Annotated in this window: 10 protein-coding genes; 4 read left to right on the plus strand and 6 right to left on the minus strand. The window is 63.9% G+C overall.

Features of this window, described 5'->3' with window-relative positions; all coding sequences use genetic code 11:
- The first annotated feature begins 13 nt into the window (after positions 1 to 13).
- From AVR91_RS06355 to AVR91_RS06370, 3 genes are all read left to right on the plus strand, one after another.
- On the plus strand, positions 14 to 805 hold the full coding sequence (locus AVR91_RS06355) for an N-acyl homoserine lactonase family protein (RefSeq protein ID WP_063274849.1): 792 nt from the start codon (positions 14 to 16) through the stop codon (positions 803 to 805).
- Positions 806 to 967: 162 nt separating this feature from the next.
- Positions 968 to 2,149, plus strand: a complete 1,182-nt coding sequence (locus tag AVR91_RS06360; RefSeq protein ID WP_063274850.1) for a hypothetical protein — start codon at positions 968 to 970, stop codon at positions 2,147 to 2,149.
- Between the two features lie 445 nt (positions 2,150 to 2,594).
- Entirely contained in the window at positions 2,595 to 3,956 is a 1,362-nt protein-coding gene (locus tag AVR91_RS06370) for a hypothetical protein (RefSeq protein ID WP_143253900.1), read from the plus strand.
- A gap of 401 nt (positions 3,957 to 4,357) precedes the next feature.
- On the opposite strand, the gene AVR91_RS06375 is transcribed toward AVR91_RS06370, so the two are convergent.
- The 5 genes from AVR91_RS06375 to AVR91_RS43680 form a co-directional block, all read right to left on the minus strand.
- Positions 4,358 to 8,797 carry a tetratricopeptide repeat protein gene (locus tag AVR91_RS06375; RefSeq protein ID WP_063274852.1) on the minus strand — a complete coding sequence of 1,480 codons (4,440 nt, stop codon included), beginning with the start codon at positions 8,795 to 8,797 and terminating at the stop codon, positions 4,358 to 4,360.
- Positions 8,798 to 9,193: 396 nt separating this feature from the next.
- The gene (locus AVR91_RS42710) at positions 9,194 to 13,126 is read right to left on the minus strand and encodes an NACHT domain-containing protein (protein WP_143253901.1); all 3,933 of its coding nucleotides are present in this window, start codon (positions 13,124 to 13,126) and stop codon (positions 9,194 to 9,196) included.
- A 6-nt stretch (positions 13,127 to 13,132) separates the two neighbouring features.
- Positions 13,133 to 13,498 carry a hypothetical protein gene (locus AVR91_RS42715; protein WP_143253902.1) on the minus strand — a complete coding sequence of 122 codons (366 nt, stop codon included), beginning with the start codon at positions 13,496 to 13,498 and terminating at the stop codon, positions 13,133 to 13,135.
- 275 nt (positions 13,499 to 13,773) lie between these two features.
- On the minus strand, positions 13,774 to 14,550 hold the full coding sequence (locus AVR91_RS06390) for a hypothetical protein (protein WP_323807886.1): 777 nt from the start codon (positions 14,548 to 14,550) through the stop codon (positions 13,774 to 13,776).
- Between the two features lie 383 nt (positions 14,551 to 14,933).
- The gene (locus AVR91_RS43680) at positions 14,934 to 15,233 is read right to left on the minus strand and encodes a transposase (protein WP_228709134.1); all 300 of its coding nucleotides are present in this window, start codon (positions 15,231 to 15,233) and stop codon (positions 14,934 to 14,936) included.
- Between the two features lie 467 nt (positions 15,234 to 15,700).
- Between AVR91_RS43680 and bioA the strand changes: the two genes are divergently transcribed.
- On the plus strand, positions 15,701 to 17,152 hold the full coding sequence (gene bioA / locus AVR91_RS06400) for an adenosylmethionine--8-amino-7-oxononanoate transaminase (protein ID WP_211282645.1): 1,452 nt from the start codon (positions 15,701 to 15,703) through the stop codon (positions 17,150 to 17,152).
- Positions 17,153 to 17,201: 49 nt separating this feature from the next.
- On the opposite strand, the gene AVR91_RS06405 is transcribed toward bioA, so the two are convergent.
- Positions 17,202 to 22,058 (minus strand): non-ribosomal peptide synthetase, encoded by a 4,857-nt coding sequence (locus tag AVR91_RS06405; RefSeq protein ID WP_063274857.1) that lies wholly within the window; start codon positions 22,056 to 22,058, stop codon positions 17,202 to 17,204.
- Positions 22,059 to 22,060 lie beyond the last annotated feature (2 nt).

Here is a 22,060-nt window from a genome sequence, read left to right on the forward strand (position 1 = left end):
GAAGGAGACCTCCGTGTCCGGCACCATCAAGCACCTCTGGGCACTCGACGCCCCCACCATCGCCACCGACTGCGGCCTGTTCCAACTCGGCACCGGCGGCACCCAACTCGCCGTACCGATCCCGACCTTCCTGATCGAACACGACCTCGGCCTGCTCATGTTCGACTCCGGACTCGACAGCAACGCCGCCGGCGACCCGGCCCGCGCGTACGGCCCCCTCGCCGAAGCCTTCGACATCCGATTCCCCGAGGACCACCGGCTCGACACCCAACTGGAGTCGATCGGTTTCACCACCAAGGACGTCCGGCAGATCGTCATCTCGCACCTGCACTTCGACCACACCGGCGGCCTCGACCTGTTCGCCGGCGCACAAGGCTTCATCGGCGCCGACGAACTGCGCTACGCCCGCACCCCACGCGCACTCGACGCCGCCATGTTCCGAGAACACGACCTCGACGCCGCGAGCCGGATCGACTGGCTCGAAGTACCCCGCGGCTACGACCACGATGTCTTCGGCGACGGCAGTGTGACGATCCTGTCCCTGCCCGGACACACCCTCGGCACACTCGGACTGCAAGTGCGGTTGCCCGACGGCAAGCAGATCGTCCTCAGCAGCGACGCCGCCCACCTGCGCAGCAACATCGACAAAACCACCGGCATGCCACTGGACGTCTCCAACCCCGACAAGGAAAACGGCCTCCGCAAGCTGAAACTGCTCGCCAGCCGACCGGACACCACGGTCTGGGTCAACCACGACCCCGACGACTGGAAACTCAACCGACCCAACGGACGCCAGATCGCCTGAATCCGGCGCCTCTGCAGGACGCTCACGCGGTATTTGCCGCCTTGGGCGCGACATCGTTCCGGCGCGGCAGCACTGCAACCGGGCGTCTTCGTCCACACAGCACCGGGTCCACCGCGGCTTTCTGGGCGCGTTTTGTCGGTGGCTCCCTGTACGGTCGCGGCTGTGAGCCGTTCCTTCTTCGACCGGATTTCGGTGATGCGGATCGATCGCGATGGCGCGATGTCGATCGTCTTCGTCGACGGTCGGGTCGTGTCCGCATCCAGCACCCGAGAGATTTTCGACCGGACCAGCGCCATCACCTCGTCCGCCTACCACCCGCACTCGCACCAGTTGCATCTTCAGACCAAACGCGGCCACAACATCGTCATAGAACTCCCCGAACCGGCCGAACTCGCACCGCTAGACGACCGTCCCACGATCTACCTCGACCAGAACCACTGGAGCACGCTCACCAACACCATCCACGAGCCCCACCGTGTCCCCAGCGAACAGGAACGCGCCGCAGCCCAGCACATCATCACTCTGGCGACCGAGCGGCGAATCGTGCTGCCCATGTCCTCTGCGCACATGTCGGAAACCTGCAAACAGGTCGACGTCGAACAACGATATCGGCGAGCACTGACCATCCTGCGACTCTCGGCGGGGTGGCAACTTCGTGACCCGCTGGCCCTTCGGCGGTTCGAGCTACGACAAGCCCTGACCGTACGCTTCCACGCTCGGTGCCTCATCCCACCAGCGGCGGTCACGCTCGAGCCCAACGCCATCCACGATGGACGCGACAAAAGTCTGGATGAGGTGGCCTCAGACCTGCCTGCTGAAGCTCGCTCGGCTGTTCACGCCATCCGGTGTATCGGCGGGATAGCCGACACCATGCTCGACGACGACCATGTGCCACACGACCCGGTCCCTGGCTGGACGGTCGGCTTCCAGCAGTTCACGGACTTCCTGCAGGACAACCCATCCGGAAAGGAACTGAAGCGCCGTCGGACGCGGGCGAAGTTCATGGCGGACTCCGGCAACGAGATCGCCCTCGCCGCAAGCATGTCAGGCATCACCACCGATGACCTGTCCAACTGGTTCTTCAACGACAGCGAGGAAGACGTCAGCAGGATGCCTTCCCTCGGCTTGTTCAGAGAGGTCCTCCACGAGAAGCTCGCGAAGAACGGACTCCGCTGGGAACACAACGACCTCACCGACATGATGTACCTGACGACCGCGGCAGGCTATTGCGATCACGTCGTCGGCGAACGATCACACGCCTCGCACCTCACCAACAGCGCCCGAAGGCTCGGCCGCACCGTCCGTATTCACCGCAACCTGCAGGGCTTGGTCGACGAATTCTGACTCACCCCCTTGCGTGAACGCGGCGATCGCCTCATCAACGGGCGGACGTCCGTGCCAGCGTAGATAGGTACAGTTCGCGGCTACCAGCCGACGTACCAACGCAGGATCGGGCCCGGGGTAACCTGTCGGTGTCGTCGCAGCGCCTTGGGCAGCAGTCGAATCAGCCCGGCGAACACAGCCCGGTCAGGCCAGTCCAGGCGAGGTTTCGAGTTGCCTCTGCGCAGCACGGCAAGCTCGTGGCGTAGCAGCAACTCAGCATCCTTGGACGCAGCCAGATAGGCCGGACAAGCAACGCCAGCACCAACAGGCCCACAGTCGGCCGCCGCCACCGGAGCCACCCACCTGCGCCCCAGAGCCGAAGCTCGAAGTCCAGGACTTTTGCCGAACAGGAACCCTAGCCCCGCGATGACGCCGACGGCCTATGAAATTAGGCGTCAGATGCCGCGTGATCTGGTTGGATTGGCTGATGGCGATGGTTCCACCTGAGTTGAAGGTCGAGGAGCCACTGGTTCCCGTCTTCCCGTTCAATGAGCCCGGCGAAGGCATCCAGCTCTATGAGGGCCCTCTCATGGAAGCGGAAGGGCAGGAGCTAGACGGCAAGATTTTGATACGATGCGGGTCACAGCTCCGCGTCGTCTGGCGTCTCGATGAGCACCCGCCGTCACTCTGGACATTCAATGCGCTGACGGAACCGAGCATCCGACTCCGCGTCCATCTGCCGTCTGGCGTGCATGAGTTGGCTGCCCTCAAAGGCAATTTGTCGGAGGGAACCGTCCAGGGACAGACACTCGGCAGCGACACAGCGCCGCTGCAGCGAGTGCTACTGCACTGGATGAACCTCCCCGCGATCCACAGCCCGACACTGATCTTCCATAGCGACGGCGAACACCAAGGATGGCGGACGGGCCGATGGCGTTTCCAACTAGGACCGTGGAAAATCACGCTCGATAGCCGCGAGGACTACAAGCGGGTGTGGGAAATTCTTGGCAGAGAACACAACTTCGCTATTACTCACATCATGGAGATCACTAGGGCCGACGGCGGAAACTTCACCGCGATGGAGTTTGCACCGCTTCAGCAGGCGCTGCATTTCGGATTTTCCTTTGCCTTCGGACGCTGGGTTGGGCCAACGGGACCGATAGGGATGGACTCGACTGGCTCGATCGTCTGGCAGCAGTGGGGCGACTTCTTCTGCGAACCGGGCCGCAGCGGCGGCCTTGCCTGGCTGTACCACATCTACAACGAAGATCTCTGCGACCTACTCACGCGCGTGTACGCCGCGTTCGCCGACCCCGACCGCAGCCACACCACACACATGCTACTGGCGATGGCAGTCGAGTCGAACCAAGCCGGCCGGGTCGAGCAGCGCACAATGACCGTATTCTCGGCCCTCGAGCTACTCACGTGGGTCACTCTCAAACTCGGCAAAGGGCTCAGCAAGAGTCAATACAACAAGCTTCTCGCGCAAGGACGCATCAGAATCCTACTTAACACTGCGTCGATCGACACAGGCATCGACTCGAGACGGCAACCTACCCTTGCACAGTTTGCCAACTCAGAATTGAGCACCGATAGACCGATAGACGGGCCTGCTGCAGTCAGCGAAGTTCGAAACCGACTGGTTCATCCGAACTCGCCTCAAGATGACCTATACCATTTAGACGGCCTCGTCACTGATGCTTGGCTACTCAGCCGACAGTACCTCAACCTCCTCATCCTGCACTGGCTCGGATACAAGGGAGCTTATCAATCGGTTCTCGGACCAGGCGGCTGGGCTGGCGACTCTGATCCCGTTCCCTGGGCCTAATCTGTTCCGAAAAACCAATGAGCGCAACGGATCTGCCATTTCCAACTCGTGAAGGCCCAAGCAGCGAACAGGGACTGAAAGGCGATACATAAGAGACCGATGCGATCGCGTGGAAACCAAGAAGTAGCTGAAGAATTACTTCGGACAACTGCGGCTATTGCGCGTTGCCTAGACAGTTTCCGCACATGCCATCGAGCACACAGACCAAGCCGACGAGCCAGTGCGGTGCGATCGCACCGGCCGTGGTCAGCGCCCAACAAATGCGAAGTAGCGATGCCGATGAGTCGGGGCACGAAGGTGAACATGGGCCTCGTCGGAGGCACAGCGACGACCGGCATCCCGCGTCTTACCAGGATACGATGTTTGCCTGGCTCGCGAATCACCTCCGCAACCTCGGCTCCTCATCCAATGGTGCTCTTGGGGCGACCACAGCAGTGCTTGAATTTACGGTCTGTTTTGGGAGTACAGACGCACTTTTGGTTGCGGGAGGGCGGCTCGACGGTCAGTTTGACGGCTGCGCCGACGAGGGTGCCGGCTTGGGCTGATTTGATGAGATAGCTGGGATCGTCCGCGGCCATTCCTCGGAGGTCGTGTCCGAACAACATAAGCAGCGTGCGTCTTTGAGTCGTGGCATACCAATCGGGGTTGAACGAGAGCGGCAGGCTGGAGACGAACACTTTGTCGTCCTGCATGATCTTCAGTTGGTTACCCACAAGCTTTGCATGCAGGGAAGCTTTCGTGAGCTGCGGGATGCGCGATCCTTCCGATTGCGGTGTCAGGTCGGTCACTGTCACGAAACCCGTTGCACTGAGGGAGTCAAGGAACACATCTCTCGGCTGACCGTCCTCGTCTGCGCCCCAGGGACCTCTGGTGTCCACGATAATGCCGGGAAGACCGCCAGTCATGATGATGCATTCAGTTTCGAAAATTACCTGGCTGCCGCGCGGTCCCTGATCCGTGGTGCTGACTACTGTCGATGGGGCGCACGCGGGGTGAGCGAGCGTGATTCCCGGCGGCCCGGACGGGAAGCGCAGCAGGACGGCGTTCGCAGGGCCGTCCTCGGCAATGAGGAGCTGGCATTCCAGGCAATGGCGACGGCCGGTAGCCAGTCTGGTCCAGATGGCGTCCAGCTTGAGGTCGGAGAGCTCGTCTATGATCTCTTGGGAAACAGCTATCGTCCGGCGATGGGGAATGCGGTCGGGCTCGGTGGCGACTTGTGCTGCTTCAGTAGCCATCCGGCGCGCATGGAATGTGTTCACCAGCGCCTCGGGCACACCGTCCGGGATATCCAGCCGCTTTGGGTCGTCGCCATCCTGATCAGCGACGGCCATGGCTAGGAGCATCTCGTTCTGCAGAGCTTTTGACGCGGCGGCCATGTTGTCGCTGCGTTGCCAGGTCAGCCTCGCCTCACGGAAGCAATGCCGCGCTGCGCGTAAGTCCCCCAGAGACACATGAACCCTCGCCAGGTTGCTCGTGGCATATGCGAGGAGGTCGGTCGCCCCAAGGCGACCAGCTATGGCGATGACACGGTTGAATTCGACCTTCGCGTCGGCGTGTTGGCCCTGCTGGGCAAGAGCGGTACCGAGGTTGATGCGCAGTGAGGCATGCAGCTCATCGAGCCCAAGTTCTTCAGCGTGGTCCTGAATTGCGCGCATCGTGGCGATGGCCTTGGTCACATCGCCGGTTGCCATCTCTCCGGTGGCCTGGTTGCTGCGAATGATCAGCATCGTCTGGAGGTCGCGCAGGGTAGTCGCCAATTCCGCGGCGCGGTCGTATTCGGCAGCAGCTTCGGGCCACCGGGACATGCGTGCAAGCACATTTCCCCTAGTGTGGCAGCAGTGCATGTGTTCGCCACGGGAGCCGGAGTTCTCGGCCAGCGAGACGGCTTGGTCCGCGGCCTGCGCGGCTTCCGCCCACAACTCGCGGCGGGAATACAGGGTCGCGAGGAAACGGAACGCCGAGGCACGGGTCCGCGGGAGGGCCGCATCGGCGGGAGCGTCGGTGACCGAACGGAGGACCAGTGCGGCTTCTTGCCATTCGCCGTGCTGAATCAGCGCTTCGCCAAGCCGCGCTCGCGCGTTTGCAAGCGAGTCGGATTCGCCGGTGCGCTCGAACAGACGCACAGAACGGCGCAACAGGGGAAGGACTTCATCGATCTTCCCAACTCGTCGAAGTATCTTGGCCTGCTGGTGTTGGACCTGCGCACGCACCAGGGGGCTGCCGCAGCCTTCGGCGACCGCAGCGGCGTCCTGCAGGTACTCGTCTGCTTGCTCGTGCTGCCCGGCTTCCGCGTAGAGATTGGCGATGTGGGCGAGCGCTTGGGCGAGGTTTCGGAAGTCGTTGATCTGCTGTGCTTTCTCCGCGCAGTCGAAGAAGTACCGCATGGCAAGGTCCCGGTCACCTTGGTTCTCCGCAGTAGTGCCCATCACCAGCAGCGTCGACACTTGGCTGCGGACATTCCCGACTCCGCGGTAGATCTCCATGGCCGATGCCAGGTTGTCCAGAAGCAACTCGCCGCTACCGAGTGCCTGCTCGATCAAACCCATCTCGCGCAGCGCATCCGCCTCAACTTCGCGGTTGCCCAAGGCACGGGCCCGGGCCAAGGCGGTCTCGCATTCAGACTTCGCCTCAGCGCTGCGGCCTCCGAGCCTGAGTGCTTGCGCGAGGGCGATACCTGACGTGCCGAGAAGACCGTTGACGCCCGCTCGCTTGGCCACCCGCAGAGCGTTGCGGAAGTAGGCCTCGGCGCGGTCCCATCGGACCATCACCAGGTTCGCCTTGCCTAGGCTGTCGAGAGCATGCGCGACCATGGTGTCGTTCTCAAGTGCCCGCCACACACGCAGGGCTCGCTGGAGCACCGGGATGGCATCTGCTGCGCAGCCAGTGTTGAGCAGCAGGTCACCGTAGGCGTTGCGTGCAGCTTCCGCGATCCAGCTATGTTCGCCGTCCGTAGTCATGTCGATGCACTCGCGGAACAGATCGAGCGCGTTGTCCGTGTCGCCTTTCCGGGCGGCGACCGTCCCGAGGTTGAGCAGACCGGTGGCCCGCCAGTCCTGCTTGCTAGCACGTTCGCCTGCATCTGTCAGACAGGTCGAGATGCGAGCCAGTTCACTCCACCGACCCAGGTACTGCAAGGCGGGGATGAGCGCACGGGTCAGTCTGATGAACGCATCCCACAGTTCACGCTGTGCCGCTTGGTGGGCCATCGCCATGGCACCCGCGTGATCGTGCTCGAGTATGGCCACGGCGTCGATGTTGTTTGTCGGCTCACGCCCTTCGATGTCGATGAATCCGATCGAGCTGATGGCGTGGCTTGCCCGGTCGGCGTAGGCCTGGCATGCGTGCGCGACGACTCGGTCACGCCAGGCAGAATCAGTGGTAGTCATGGCCTTGTGCCGGGCGAACCGGTACAGCACGTCGTGCAAGCGATAGCGGCGCTCGTCAATCTGCTCGATCAGGTGCAGTTCCAGGAGGTCGTCTAGGCGACGGGAGACCGAGCGCACGTGCACCTCGGGGAGTGCCGCGTCGGGTCCGGCGATTGCCGCGATGACGATGTCGAGGGCTACCTCAGTGCCGGGAAGCACGCCCAGCACGACCAGTAGTTGCGCCTGTTCGACGGTGAGCAGCCGGTAGCTGTCTTCGACGATCCGCTCGACCGACTTCTCACCCGCGCGCAGCTCCTCGGTGCCGTAGATCGGGTCCGCGAGCTCGGCGAGGTAACCAGGTATGCTGAGCTGAGGACGCTTGGCAATCCGCGCGGCAGCGATCAGCACCGCGATAGGGAGACCTCCACACACGCTGGCCAGGTGGCTGCTTTGTTCCTCGGTCAACCTTTCGGCAACGGTCCGTGCCAGCTGGGCTGCAGCGTCTTGGGGAAGCGGATGGACTTCGAGGGCCTCGACTTCGCCGGGCGCGAGCCCCGTCAGCCGCGATCGGCTGGTGCAGATGATGGCGAAGACCCCGCCAATGGACAACAGGTCTGCCATCGACTCTTCAGTCTGGACATTGTCGAGAACAAGCAGCATCTTCGGGCCAGACAGCAACGCAGCCACACGGGCGCGCTGTTGATAACGCTCCCCCGGTACCTGACCGCCCGGATCAAGAGCGAGTAGCACCCTTGGCAGCAACTCATCCGGCTGAGACAGGTCGACGACGACGACACCGCCCGGGAAGTCGGCCTGGACGAGCCATACAAGCTCTCCAGCGAGGGCGGTCTTGCCGACACCCGGCGGACCGTGGACCAGCACCACCGGGCGTTCACGGTCCGCGAGCAGTGTCCGGCCCCGGCCGAGCTCGGCGTCGCGGCCGACAAGGCAACGGCGACGCGGCAACCCATGACGAGGCTCCGGATTGAGCCGCTGCGGCATACCTAAGTACCTGTCCGCGATCCAGCGCAGGTCGGGCTGCGCAAGCTGGTTGGCAAGCGCGTTGCCGTCGATAATCTGGAATTGGATCTCGTCGGGCACCTGGTCTCGCAGCTGGCGCTGGTAACCGTCGGGCACGTCAGTCTCAGTGAATACATAGATAGCATCCACGGGCGGGCCGGACAGAATCTTGGCGACGTCGGCCTGGATCTTCTTCGTCAGACCCTTGACCTGCAGGGTGCACGCGAACGCGACGGCGCGATCATCTTCCGCGAGGAAGGAGCGGAAGGTCTCGAAATCTCGCCCTGCGTCTCCACCCGCTCCGACCGGCCCCGTTTTCGGCAGGACGCATCGGCTGATCCGCAAAGCCGCGAAATGCATGCAGATCTCTTCAAACAGGTGGTGGCCGTTACGGGACCGCAAGTTGCTCAGCTGAAACCGGATCTGGCTGACGACCTGACTGACATCATCTGTCACGCCGCGTAACTATACTCGGCCCGCCATCACCAAGACGACGCAGGAGGCCTCCCCATGCGAACACGGCTTTGCCGAAATCGACTTCCTGCACTCATTCGTCATGCCGAAGAAAACGTTGTAAATGCAAATGCGATCTCGCCGTCCACATCTTCACCTTTACACAGGAAAGGCGGTGTCCCGTTGACCAAGTTGACGCCACGAATGTGCCAAGAATGATCACAGGCAATTTTCTCGAAATCAGCAATGACTGCGGTTGCGCCTCGAAAGCTTCCGCCTCGGACAGCTGATGCCTGTTCTTTGCATTTGCGGCTACGGCCGCAGTGGCGTCAGGAAGGCGTAGCTAGCACTCCTTTGGCTTTCGCTGAACCCGATACCGTTTTCTGGCCGGGGCCCTCGTCAGCGTTCATGTTGGAGTGCTTCTGACAGTCCATATGCCCCAAGGTCGGATAGCTGGTCGATCACGTTGAGACATCGAGCACGCATTGCCGCGTCGCCTTGGCGATAGAGACGGAGTACGAGGGTGACGATGCTGCGGCTAGTTGCCACGTGGGCCGTCCTCAGGTCACCTAGGTCTGGACCGGCTTGTGCGACGGCTCGTTCGCAGGCGGAGATCGTCGCAGGCGGCAGATGTCGCTGGCTGCGTTCGAGGGAGCGAAAGAGCCCTTCGAAGTTTTCTGGAAATGCCGGACTGACCGTAAAGGCGGCCAGGATACGTTCAGCTCTAGCTGTATCGATTTCATGTAGGGAGCGCACGGCGGCCGATGCCGCCTTGCGGACTCGTGGGCTCTGGTCATCGAATAAGTCGATCAGGATGTCTGTCGCGAGGTGTGGGGCGCTGGCGATGGTGGCGGCGGCTCCCTGCCGTGCTGCTTCGGGCAAGGCGTCCGGAACGGCTGGACAGGCCGCCGGCAACAGGTCGTTAAGTAAGGCGTTAGCCCAGATATGGCCGGCCCGCACCGCGAAGTGGTCGACGGCTTCAAGCGTCCGGTTGAGGTGACGGGCGAACCGGTCACCGTCGCGGTAGATAGCGTACTTCAGGAGTCTGTTGACCGCATTGGAGTAGGTGATCTCGACTGGCGCCGTCGTGAACATGTCGTCGGCGATGTGCAGTGCTTGGTCGAGATCGATGTTGAACAAGGCGAGCACAGGTTGAGCCGCCTGCGCCTGTACCGACAGGATCGGATCACGGGCAAGCCGCCTGATGGTCGACACGAGGCGAGAGCCGTGGTTGTGCTGGGCGAAGACGACGTGTCCTATCGCCTCTGCCGCAAGCCCTCGCGTCGAGTTCAGCCCTTCGGTGGCAAGGTCACGTTCTTCATCGGTTCGGCGACTTCTGAACATGGCGGTGAGTTCTTGCTCTGGATCGTCTGCATGAGCGTAGTGCTCGAGGAGGCTTACTAGTGCGTCATCAGCATCTGCTGCGATCTTCGCGATGGCCGAGCACACCGTTCGGCCGACTGCCGCATCTGCGATGCGGTGGGCGTGCTGGCACAGCCGCGTGAACAGGGCTATGTCGATCTTGCCGACGACTGCGTTGATCACTTCGGTGATGTGAGCTGTCGGTGTGTGCGCATCGAAGGTCAACGCCAGTGCGGCGAAGCGCTCCGGTTCAGCTTCGGCCCGGCGTCCGAGCATACGAGCGAGCTCCGTCGTCCCACCTTTCCCGAAGGTACGGAGATCGCGGTCCTGACCGATGCGGTATCTCGCGATGGCGTTGATCCAGTCACTGTCGGTCATGTACTCGCCCGCCGCTTCGGGTACAGGTGATCCAACAAACTGCGCTTCTAGCGGCTTGGGAGGACGAGGTAAGAATTCAGGGAACTTTCTTTCGAGCTCATTCAGCCGACGGCGTGCTGTCAGAGGCAGACGGTCCGCGGGCAATGCTGACAGCAGCTCATACTGAGAGTAGCCACGCGCAGACCGCCCTTCCGCGGTCTTCTCCCACACTGGGTAGTAGTCGAGGAGCCTGGTACACAAGGCGATCAAGCGAGCGTCCTGGCACCGCTTCGACGCCGCCTCAACAAGCTGGCGAGATGCCCAGCTCCTGCTGTCCCGCCAGCCCAGATTCAGATACCTGTCATCCGAGAGCAACCAGTCAATCGCTACGTCGGCTGCCAGGTCGGCGATCGCTGTGTACGCGCGGCAAGCGAGGAACCAAGCCACCTCGTGGTCGATGGAGGTCAGATCCCGGATGGTGCGGCTGCCGTCGGCCCAGAGTCTCGGAGCACTCGCGCAAAGTGCGATATCGATTCCGTCGAGGACAGCACCATCGATCTGATGCGAGCCGGAGAAACGGTACGTCCAAAGACCGTCCTCCATGCGGTCTCCGGCAGTGTCGTTCAAGATCGCCAACACGAACGGCAGCACACTGTCCAGAAATTGTTCAGGCGCAGCAGTAGCGATCTCGATGATCGTCGTCTCGCCGCCACTGCCGGAGGACTGATCAACGTAGTCGGAAAAGGGATTCAGAACACCATCAGCCCGCGAGCGCACTCTGGCGCGATCAAGATATGCGCCTACTATTCGCGCGGCTCCCGCTGGATCGTCTTCCTTTAACCCAGCGATGATCGACCAGAAGTCACTGTTGACCGCGATGGGACCGCGCGCGCCGTCGATAGCGCCACGCTCCAACAACTGCACAGTTAGATCGACCAACCCCGGCGATAGGGACCACTCGACCATCACCCGTAGCCGCCGGTGCCACTCCTCGGAGGCGCCGATATAGGGCCGGACCAGCTCAGCTGCCCGTTCTGGTCGTTCTCGAGCAGCGCCTATGAGCGCGTGAGAGCTTCGGCCGACAGTTGCAGAGCCGGCGAGTAGCGCCTCCCAACGTCCCGCCGAATCGGCGGCATCGAACCAGTTGGGCGTGGACAGGAGGTCGACCAGCCTGGCAGCGCGTCGTGAATCTCCGAACGCCAGCGGCTCGATCGCCCGCCAATCTTCACCACTGGCAGGCAGAGAGCTCAGCACGCCGACCACTACATCCAGCACGTGAGCTCGAATCACATGACTAGCTAGTAGCTCAACGACCTCTGCACGAAATCGGCGGCGATCTACGCTGAAAAGGTGCTCCAATACCTGGCGCGTCTGTGCCCGACGGAAAAGATACTGTCCCGATTCTTGAAGGAATCCATGAAGGCTGCGACCTTTCACAATGAATGCTCTTGCAAAGAGATAGTCAAAATAGGTTTCGTGGAAGAAACCTACGTTGGCGGTGTCATCAACTAGAATTCCGGCCGATGCAAGCGCAGGGCGACCCCGACTCGGCAGTGCGTCGAGCAGCGCGGCCGGGGCTTGCAAGGCCTCGTGTTCACTCATGTACTCGACGAGCGGACTGATCACGCCACTCCAACCGGTGGCGCCTAGGTCTGGCTCGACTGCGGGCACCACCTGTTCGGTGAACCGGTGGTACAGGTCCGAGAGAGTGCGATACGATAATTTTCGGGAATCAGCTGACAAGCGGGTAAACACCGCTAGGTGAAGTGGTACGCGCAGTAGTTCTAGAGTCGCAGATGACAATGTACCTGCATCGACTTCTAGCTGGCCGAGCGCAGCACGTACGGCTTCCGCGTCGAGGTCGCAGACCTCGAGTGCTTCTACGTTCCCCTCGTCGGTCAGCAAGGAGCTCATTCGCGGGTCCGCGGTCAGGTCGGCCGTGCGCACGACCAGGACGACCTTCATCGTCTCGTGTTCACACGCCTGCTCGATCAACTCTGCAACAGCCTCGAAGCTGTCAGGCATTCGGCCGCTATAGGTACTCACTGCATCGAGCTGATCAACAACTAGAAGGGCTTCCCTACCGCCAGCAGTGGACGCGAGCGCACTGACAGGAGACGACGTCAGCTCACTAGCTCGCCCGAGCGCATCGGCTGTTCGACAAACTCCATCAATGGCGTCCATCCTCAACACCGCCGCAGGCCACCCGCATTCCAGCAAACGCTGCACAGCCTCGGTCGCCACAGTGCTCTTGCCCGAGCCTGCGCGCCCATGGAGCACAACAACGGCACGCCCCTCAGGTGCCTGCAGTCGGTCGACCAGCAAGGACACGGCGGGATGTACAGCCAAGACTCGGGGGCGCGTCATCCGGTTCCGGCGCCGGTGCCGGGCGACTGTGGCAAGGACCGCCGCTTGGTCGTCTGCGGTCAGGGCGGCATTCCCTGTCCCGCCAACCACCAGGTTGATCTGGTTTACCTTATCCACGCGTACGCTGAAATTGTTTGTCTGTGTGTTGCGGTCGCCGACCTGAACGCCTTTACTGGCACTCAGTTCAATCTGGACAGGAGTTGTATCGCTCAACGAGCTGCGATCTTCGGCGTCTGCAGAAATCATGTTGTTCTACGCACCAAAGTCGTTGGATTGCGTGTTGTTATCGCCGATTTGAACACCCTTGTTGTCCTGCAGCTCGATCCTGTACCTGCTGGGCGTCGATACCTGCCGCCCGTCCACTGTTTCCGCAGCAGGGGTGGACAAGGTCCGACTTTGACGCCAAGCAAGCAGCAAGGCACCCAGCGCCACGACCAGCCCTGCGATCCCGGCGATCCAGCTCAGAGCCTCCATCACCGGTCGCACCGGATGGCTCTCCTGCGCCAGCCATCCCAGCACACCAAACCTCAGTGCTCCCCACACCGCCAGGCCGGCCCCTGCCGCCCCACCAGCGATCAATAAAGCACGGCGCTCAAGACCAGCCACCTGAACCTCCATAGCAGACACCTACAAAGGTGCCTTCTCTCTAGTCGCTCAGCCTCTCCCAATCGCTACAGGCAGCGTTAGGATCTGTGTCCATTGTGAGTGCCTGGAGCGTCGCCGCGGCGACCGCTGCCCCGGCGTTTCGCCGGCCGATGTAGCCCTCGACCGCGAAGTCCCACTACACCAGTGGAACCGAGTCGAGCGACATCGGTTACGTTCGCTCCACAGCTAGCCCTTAACCTCGCCATGCTTCGTCGAGCCTTCCTAGCAGTCAGAGGGCTCACAAGCTGCTACCCATGAAGATCGATCGTAGCGCCGTCGCGGCCGCTAGGAATCGAATGCTCGGTCTCCCACCGCGCACGGACGGTGCGCATCAGCAAGCGTGAACGTTCCGCTCCCAGGCCGAAGTGTCGCATCAGGCCTTCCGCCGAGATCGGGCGTTGGTGCTCCTCGCGATGACGGCGGTCCACCCCGATGGCTCTCCCGACCAGGTCGTCGTCGAGTTTCGACAAGCTCGACCGCTTCGTTGGCGGCGGGGACGTATCGATCTCCTGAGGCGGCGTGTCCGAGGGAGCTTCAGGCGCGGTCGGGACAAGTGGGTTCGGTGGCGGCGCCAGAACTGTAGGTGCCTCTGCAGGATGCGCCGCGGAGGCGAGCTCGCGAAGTAGTGCTGGGCCGACGTCGGCCCAGCCGATCAGGAGTAGCGGGCCGACCGCATCAAACAGCGCCCGGCCAATCTCCCCAGCGATGAGCGGCTCGGCCACGTTCAGGGCCAGCGTGACGACGCTCGAGACCAGCAGTAGCCGTTTCGCAGGTCGGATCACGTCGGCAGAGGCGCCACGCAGCGACAGCTGCCGGATCGCGATAAGCAGCGCCAGGACCGACAAGTCCACTGCAGGCGCAACCAGCGGAGCAACCCAACCGGATACGCCGAGCCTGAGACCGAACGCCAGGACGTTGCCGAACCCGAACAAGAACGTCAACCCCACGATGACACCAACGATGACCGTGACCAGCTGAAGCACCGAGTCGCGCTCGACCGGAAAACCAATAGCTTTGGCAGACACGAAGTAACTCCTCGTAACCAGCATTCCAAGATCAACTGGCGATATTCAGGCGACCGAAACGCGCCGCAACGCGTTCGAAGCCGCCCCAACGAGGACGAACGAGAGACCGCGGACCTGCGAAAACAGAGAAAACACCTGGTCAGGAGCTAGTTCGATCTTCCCTGACACGGAAGAGGTCACTGGTTCAATCCCAGTATCGCGCACCATCTGTTTTCGCAGGTCAGAAGCCCTGCTCCTCCTCGGAGGGGTGGGGCTTCAGTCGTTCAATGGCGAAGTCCTTCGGAGCCGTCGCCAACTGCCCGTGACGGAACGTGGCGTGCAAGTGTCGGAACCACTCCCCCTGTGGGGTTCCAAGAGTCGTTCACCGACGCTGACCAGCGAATTTACGCCGCACGCTCGTACTCGTTGATCAGGCCTCCGAGAAGCCGCTGTCGCCTGATCCGCTGAGAGTTGAGGTCCGCCACGGGGTGGGTCGGCTGTGGTGGGCGAAGCTCGCGTGCCCGGTGCGGCCGTCGACCGTTGTACTGTCGGACGTACTCGGCGAGCTCGGCGCGCAGATGCCGCTCGTTAAGGATCGACATACGGTCGGTGAGCTCGGTTCTGGCCGTGAGCACGAACCGTTCGGGGTAGCAGTTCGCCCGCGGGCGACGCGGAGGAATTCTTGCCAACTCGATATCGATCACCGAGATCCAGCATGAGATTGCGAATCTGCTGCGTCCGCCAGCCGTCCGGATTCGTGGTCATACCGAGGATGTGGACGTAGCGGCTGCCGACCTCCAGCACAAGGAACACGTAGATCCTTCGGAGGGTGAGCGCACAGTCGACGTGGAAGAACTCGCACGCCAGCATCGTCGACGCCTGCGCAGGAACTGTCACCAGGTAGTGGCGGTGGCCCGCGAAGCATCTCATCACACGCCGCCGCTGGGCACGCCGTCTCCGCTACCGTCGCTGGGCAGTCGATGACGAACTCGGCGATCGTGCAGCTGCTCCTTGACATCCGCCGTCATTTTCCGGCCACTCGGAAGTTGGGGAGCAGGATGTAGCTGTCACACAGCCTGCGCTCTACCAGTCTCGCGACCTCGACTCGAACTCCCCATGCCGGGGGCGGGAGGTCGGACCCGCCCGCCACCGCACTGTGCGAACAGCCGCATTGACACCTCAGATCCCGCAAAGCGAAGATGGCGTCATCGGCTTCCCGGCACCACTCGGAAATTGCAGCGCGTTGTTCGTCGCGCCCGATTCACTTCACCTTTTGTCGAGATGGGACGAAATCATGAATGTTGTCCACGACTGGCAGTTGCGGGACGAAAAAGCGGTATGGCATCCGTACACTCAGCATCAGAACTGGATTTCCGACAATCCGCCGGTCATCGACAGCGCCGACGGTGTATGGCTGACCGATGTCTCCGGCCGCAGGTTGCTCGACGCCTGCGGCTCGCTCTGGGTTACGTCGTATCAGCACGGGGATCCTCGCATCAAGGCAGCCGTGGCCGATCAGCTGGACCAGCTGGATCATTCGTCGTTCTTCGGTGCGACACACACGATCGGGATCCGGCTCGCCGAGCGATTGATCGAGCTGGCACCGACCTCCACGGAAAGCACCGAACGCCTTTCCAAGGTTTTCTACGGCAATGATGGCGCTTCCATGGTCGACGCGGCACTCAAGATGGCATACCAATTCTCCGTGCAGTCCGGAAGTCCGCGCGAAGTGGTCCTCCATTTGGAGAACTCGTTCCACGGTGATTCCATCGGCGCGTCGAGCATCATGGGCGGCGATCAGTCCCGGTCGACCTATGGACCGTTGCTGCTCAAGGTCCGGAAAACCGATTCGCCCGGTCCGGTGAACGGCGAATCCGCCCCCGCGGCGGCGGCGCGGGCGATCGCCGCACTCGAATCGACGCTCGCCGAAGTCGGCAGTCGGTGCTGCGCGCTCATCGTCGAGCCCATGATCCAGGGCGCCGGCGGAATGCGGCCCTATCACGCGGACTTCCTCAGGGCGTGCCGCACGCTGGCCGACAAGCACGGCGTCCTGCTCATCTGCGACGAGGTGGCGGCCGGGGTGGCCAGGACCGGACGGATGTGGGCCACGGAGCACGCCGGGATCGTCCCCGACATCATGTTGTGCGGTAAGGGCGTCACCGGTGGTGTACTCCCGTTGTCGGCTCTTCTCGCGACGGACAGGGTGGCGAGTGCCTTCGTCGGCTCGGAGCCCTCGTCGATGTTCTTCCACGGCCACACGTACGCGGCCAACCCGCTCGCCTGCGCCGCGGCACTCGAGAGCCTCGCCATCGCCACCGAACTCGATCTGCCGTCGATGGCCCGGCAGAAGGGCGATCTGCTCGGTGACCTGCTCGACCGCGTCGCCAAACACGAAGCGGTCCACGAGGTCCGCAGGCTCGGTGTGATGACCGGCATCGAGCTCGGCACCGACCTTCCCCGAGCCGGTTTCCGGGTCTGCCAGGCCGCGCAGGAGCGGGGGGTCTGGATCCGTTCGCTGGGCGACACGTTGGTGCTCATGCCGCCTTTGGCGATCACACCCGAAGAGCTGGAACTGATGGCCGGTGTGGTGGAAGAGTCCTTGGACGACGTCTTCGCGAAGTAGCGAAAAGGCGGTGAGCGCGAGTCGCGCTCACCGCCTTTCGCTGTGCCCGTCACCCGGCGCTGTCGATCCTGGCAGCTAGTTCGGCAGGCGTCGGCGCCTCGAACACCGTCCGCACGGTCAGCTCTACTCCGAGCTTTCCGCGCATCCGGCTCAGCAGCCGCGTCACCAGCAAGGAATGACCACCGAGTTCGAAGAAGTTGTCGTGCACGCCGACTTCATCAGCGTCGAGGACTTCCATGAACAGGTCGCACACCACGGTCTCCTGCTCGGTGCTCGGCGTGTGCCGCGCCGTGCCGACATGGATCGGTTTCGGCAGCCGGGCCTGGTCGACCTTGCCGTTCGCGGTGACCGGGAGCATGCTCAGCACGACGAAGGCCGAGGGAACGACGGGTTCGGGAACCGCCGCGGCTACATGCCTGCGCAGCTCCGCCACCGTCGGCGCGGGGCCCGACCGGGCGGGGACGACATACGCGACCAGGCGCCGGTCCCCCGGCCGGTCCTCACGCAGCACGGTGGCGGCCTGCCCGACGGCCGGATGCGTCCCGATCACCGAGTTCAGCTCGCCCAGTTCGATCCGCACACCGCGGATCTTGACCTGGTCGTCGACCCGGCCGACCAGTTCGAGTGAACCGCCGGAACGCCAGCGGCCCAGGTCACCACTGCGGTACATCCGGGAGCCCAGAGGGCCGAACGGGTTCGCCACCATCCGTGCCGCGGTCAGGTCTGGCCGCCCGAGATAACCGTGCGCCACGTTGTTGCCGGCCAGATACAGCTCGCCGACGATCCCGACCGGGACCGGCCGGAGACGCTCGTCCAGTACGAAAACCTGGGTGTTCCAGATCGGCGGACCGACCGTGGGCTGGTACGGCCACTCGCCGACGTCGGCGGGCAAGGCGGCGCCGGTCACTCCGTGGGTCTCCGACGGGCCGTACTCGTTGTGCAGAAGCAGCCACGGCCGGGCGGCGTGGAAGGCCCGGACCGACGGGGTGAGGTGAAGCATTTCGCCGCCCTGCACCAGATGCCGCAGCGCCACGAAACCCAGTCCCTGCTCGGTGGCCGCCTCGTAGACCGCGGCCATGATGGCGTTGGTGGCGTAGAACTCGGTGACACGTTCGTCGTCGAGCCAGCGGGCCAGCCGTGCCGGATCCGAGCGGGTGTCTTCGTCGGGAACGCACAGCGTCTTGCCGTTGATCAGGGCCGTGAGCATCTCGTGCTCGGACATGTCGAATCCGATGGCGCTGAACTGCGCCACCCGCGCGTCCGGCTCGTACGGTGCCTGCGTGGCGTGCCAGAGCATTTCGTTGAGCAGGACCTTGGCGGGGAGCACCACGCCTTTCGGCCGTCCGGTCGAGCCCGACGTGTAGACCACGTAGTTCGGCGTGTCCGCCGTCAACGGCCGCGGACGATCCGCCGGGAGTGGATTGGACACCGGCAGGCCGGTGACCGACGCGAGGTCGGCCGGCGTCAGGACCTCGCAGGGCAGAGAATCGGCCGCCGCCGCGAAAACGATCGCAGGATGGCTGTCTTCGATCATGAACCGGATCCGATCGCCGGGATAGGCCGGGTCGATCGGCAGATACGCGGCACCGCATTTCAAAATGCCGACAAAGGCCTCGATCTGCCGAGGACCACGAGCCAGCAGGACACCGACGTGATCGCCCGGACCGATACCGCGCGACAGGAGCAGGTGCGCGATCCGGTTGGCCCGTTCGTTCAACTCGGCGAAGGTGATCTCCCCGTCCGCCGACCTGATGGCCGGGGCATCCGGTGTCGCGGCTACCTGCTTCTCGATCAGCCCGGGCAGGGTGATGTCGGGCAAGGGAACCTCGGTCGCGTTCCACCGGTCGAGAACGTCGGCGCGTTCGTTGCCGAGGAAAAGGTCCACTTCGGACAACGGAAGGTCCGGCCGCGCGACCCACCGTTCGAAGAGCGCGGCGAACCGCTTCGCCATCAACGACACCGATTCCGGCAGGTAGAGGTCGGCGGCGACTTCCAGTCTGCCGTGGACTCCGGCGGGCGACCCGTCCGCGTCGTACCGCTCCACGAGATCGAACAGCAGGTCGACGAGTGCCGCGCCGGTGAAGACGTCCCTCGTGTCGGCCGTCAGGCCGGGAAACCGGAACCCTTCGCCGTCCTTCTCGCCCGCCAGCAGGAGCATGACCTGGAACAGCGGATTGCGGGTGAGCGACCGTCCTGGGTTGACCGCTTCGACGACGTCTCCGAACGGGACGTCCTGGTTGTCGAACGCGTCCAGATCGGTCTGCCGGACACGGCGCGCCAGGTCGAGCAGAGTGGGATCGCCGCCGGTGTCCGTCCGCAGGACCACGGTGTTGGCGAAGAACCCGATCAGCTGTTCCAGCGCCGGATCGCCGCGACCGGCCACCGGTGTGCCGATCGGGATGTCCGTCGCGGCGGTGAGCCTGGTCAGCAGCGCGGCGACGGTCGACTGCACGATCATGAAGACCGTGGTGCCGGTCCGCCTGGCCAGCGCGGCGGCCGCCCGGTGCGATGCCTGCTCGATGGTGATCGGCACCGCCTCGCCGCGGCCGCTGCTCACGGAGGGTCTCGGCAGGTCCGTCGCGGGCACGTCCTCCGGCAGATCCCGCAGGGTCCGGCGCCAGAAGTCCAGTTGCCGCAGGGCGAGAGGCGTCCGCTTCCTCGATGGCCCCAGCAGATCGGCCTGCCAGAGCGTGTAGTCCACGTACTGTACGGGCAGCGGTGACCAAGCGGGAGCCGCTCCGGCCAGCCGCGCGGAGTACGCGTCGTGCAGGTCCCGGGCCAGCGGCCGCATCGACCAACCGTCGGTGCCGATGTGGTTCATCGTCAGGAGCAGTACGTGCTCTTCCGGCCCGATACCGAACAGCCGCACCCTCAACGGCGGATCCGCGGACAGGTCGAACGGGGTGTCGATATCGTGCCGGATCGCGGCGTCCACGTCTTCGGGATACTCGACAGGCAGGTCGACGCGCACCGATTCGACCGGGAGCACCGTTTGGTACGGCGTGCCCTGATCTTCGGTGAAGACCGTGCGCAGGGCCTCGTGCCGCGCCATGACGTCCGCCACCGAGGCTTCGAGGGCCGCGCGGTCCAGATCGCCCCGCAACCGGACGGCGAAAGGCAGACTGTAGGTCGGCGAAGCCCCCAGCTGGCCGAGAAACCATAACCGTTGCTGTGCGGGAGAAAGCGGGATCGATTCGGGCCGGGTCACCGGCCGGATCGCCGTCCGCGCCGTCCCCCGCTCCCGGACCAGGGCCGCCAGCAGGGCCGGCGTGGGCGCGTCGAAGACACAGCGGATGGACACCTCGGCGTCGAGACGGCCGACCAGCCGGGCAGCGAGCAGCGAATGCCCGCCCAGTTCGAAGAAGTTCGCGTGCACGCCGACTTCGTCCACGCCGAGCACTTCGCCGAACAACGAGCACAGGATCGCTTCCTCGGCGTCGCGCGGCGGGGAGAAGGTCGTGGTCCGCACGGGCACCGGCAGTGCCGCCCGGTCAAGTTTTCCGTTTCCGGTCAACGGAATCCGTTCCAGCGGAACAAGGCTGTGCGGCACCAGATGCGAGGGCAGCCGCTGGCTCAGCCACTCGCGTACGCGGACCAGCGAGTCTTCGTGGCGCGCGACGACGTAGCCGATCAGCCCGGTTTCCCCGCTGTCGTACCGGCGCGCGACCACGGCGGCGGACGCGACTTCGGAATGTTCCTCCAGCGCGGCCCGGACTTCTTCCGGTTCCACGCGGATTCCCCGGATCTTCACCTGGTCGTCCGCGCGCCCCTCGAACCGGAGCCCGCCATCCTCGTTCTTCCGGACGAGGTCGCCGGTGCGGTACATCCGCTCACCCGGCCCGAACGGGCACGCGACGAACCGTTCGGCCGTCAGGTCCGGCCGGTCGGCATAACCACGGGCCAGGCCCGCCCCGGCGATGTAGAGCTCCCCGACCGCGCCGTCGGCGACCTGGTCGAGTCTTTCGTCCAGGACGTAGACCCGCATGCCGGCGAGTGGCCGCCCCAGTGGCAGGACACCTTCCTCCACATCGGACAGCTCGGCGGCCGTGGTAGTGATCGTGGTTTCGCTGAGTCCGTAGGCGTTGATCACCGGTACCGGGGACGTCCGCCGCCATGCTCGCAGATCCGTGGCGTGCCCGGCCTCGCTGCCGGTCACAACAAGCCGCAGGCTGTCCAGACGGGAGGCGTCGAGCTCTTTGGTCCACTGTGTCCAGTAGGAGGTGGGCAAGTTGACCACCGTGATCTGCTCCCGCGCGAGGAACTCTTCGAAGCGAACGACCGGCGGTACGGCCTCGGGCAGCACCACGACCCGGCCACCGGCCGCCAGTGTCGGGAAAAGCTCCTCGGCGTACACGTCGAAGGCCACGTTGGAGAATTGCAGCACCCGGTCCTCGCCCGTCAGCCCGTACCTCCGGCCTGCGGCCACGATGTGGTTGGACAGCGCGCCACGCGGGATGGCCACGGGCTTCGGCTCACCGGTCGAACCGGAGGTGAACACGACGTAGGCGAGATCTTCGGGACGTGACGTGCGCGGGCCCGCCACCGTCCGCCCCGGCCTGACCGGCCGCACGCCCTCGGGCGCGGGTTCGTCGGTGACGATGAACCGCGCTCCCGCCGTCTGGATCATCCGGTCCCCGCGCGGGCGCGGCGCGCCGGGGTCCAGCGGAAGATACGCGGCGCCGGACCAGAGTACGCCGAGCAGCGTGGCGGCCAGCCCGGCTCCTCTCGGCAGCCGCACCGCCACGACGTCATCCGGCCGGACCCCGGATTCGATGAGCGCGGCGGCGATTCTGCCCGCCTCGACACCGAATTCGCGATACGTCAACCGGCCGTCGTCGGCCGCGACCGCGATCGCGGAGTCGCCGCGCAGGCGGATCTGTTCGTCGATGAGAAGGCCGACGTCCACTC

The sequence above is a fragment of the Amycolatopsis keratiniphila subsp. keratiniphila genome (assembly GCF_001620365.2).
Taxonomy (GTDB): Bacteria; Actinomycetota; Actinomycetes; order Mycobacteriales; family Pseudonocardiaceae; genus Amycolatopsis; species Amycolatopsis keratiniphila.

Coding starts and splice junctions, on each gene's coding strand:
- AVR91_RS42710 (WP_143253901.1), bottom strand. CDS start 13,126: ATGATTTCTGCAGACGCCGAAGATCGCAGCTCGTTGAGCGATACAACT.
- AVR91_RS42715 (WP_143253902.1), bottom strand. CDS start 13,498: ATGGAGGTTCAGGTGGCTGGTCTTGAGCGCCGTGCTTTATTGATCGCT.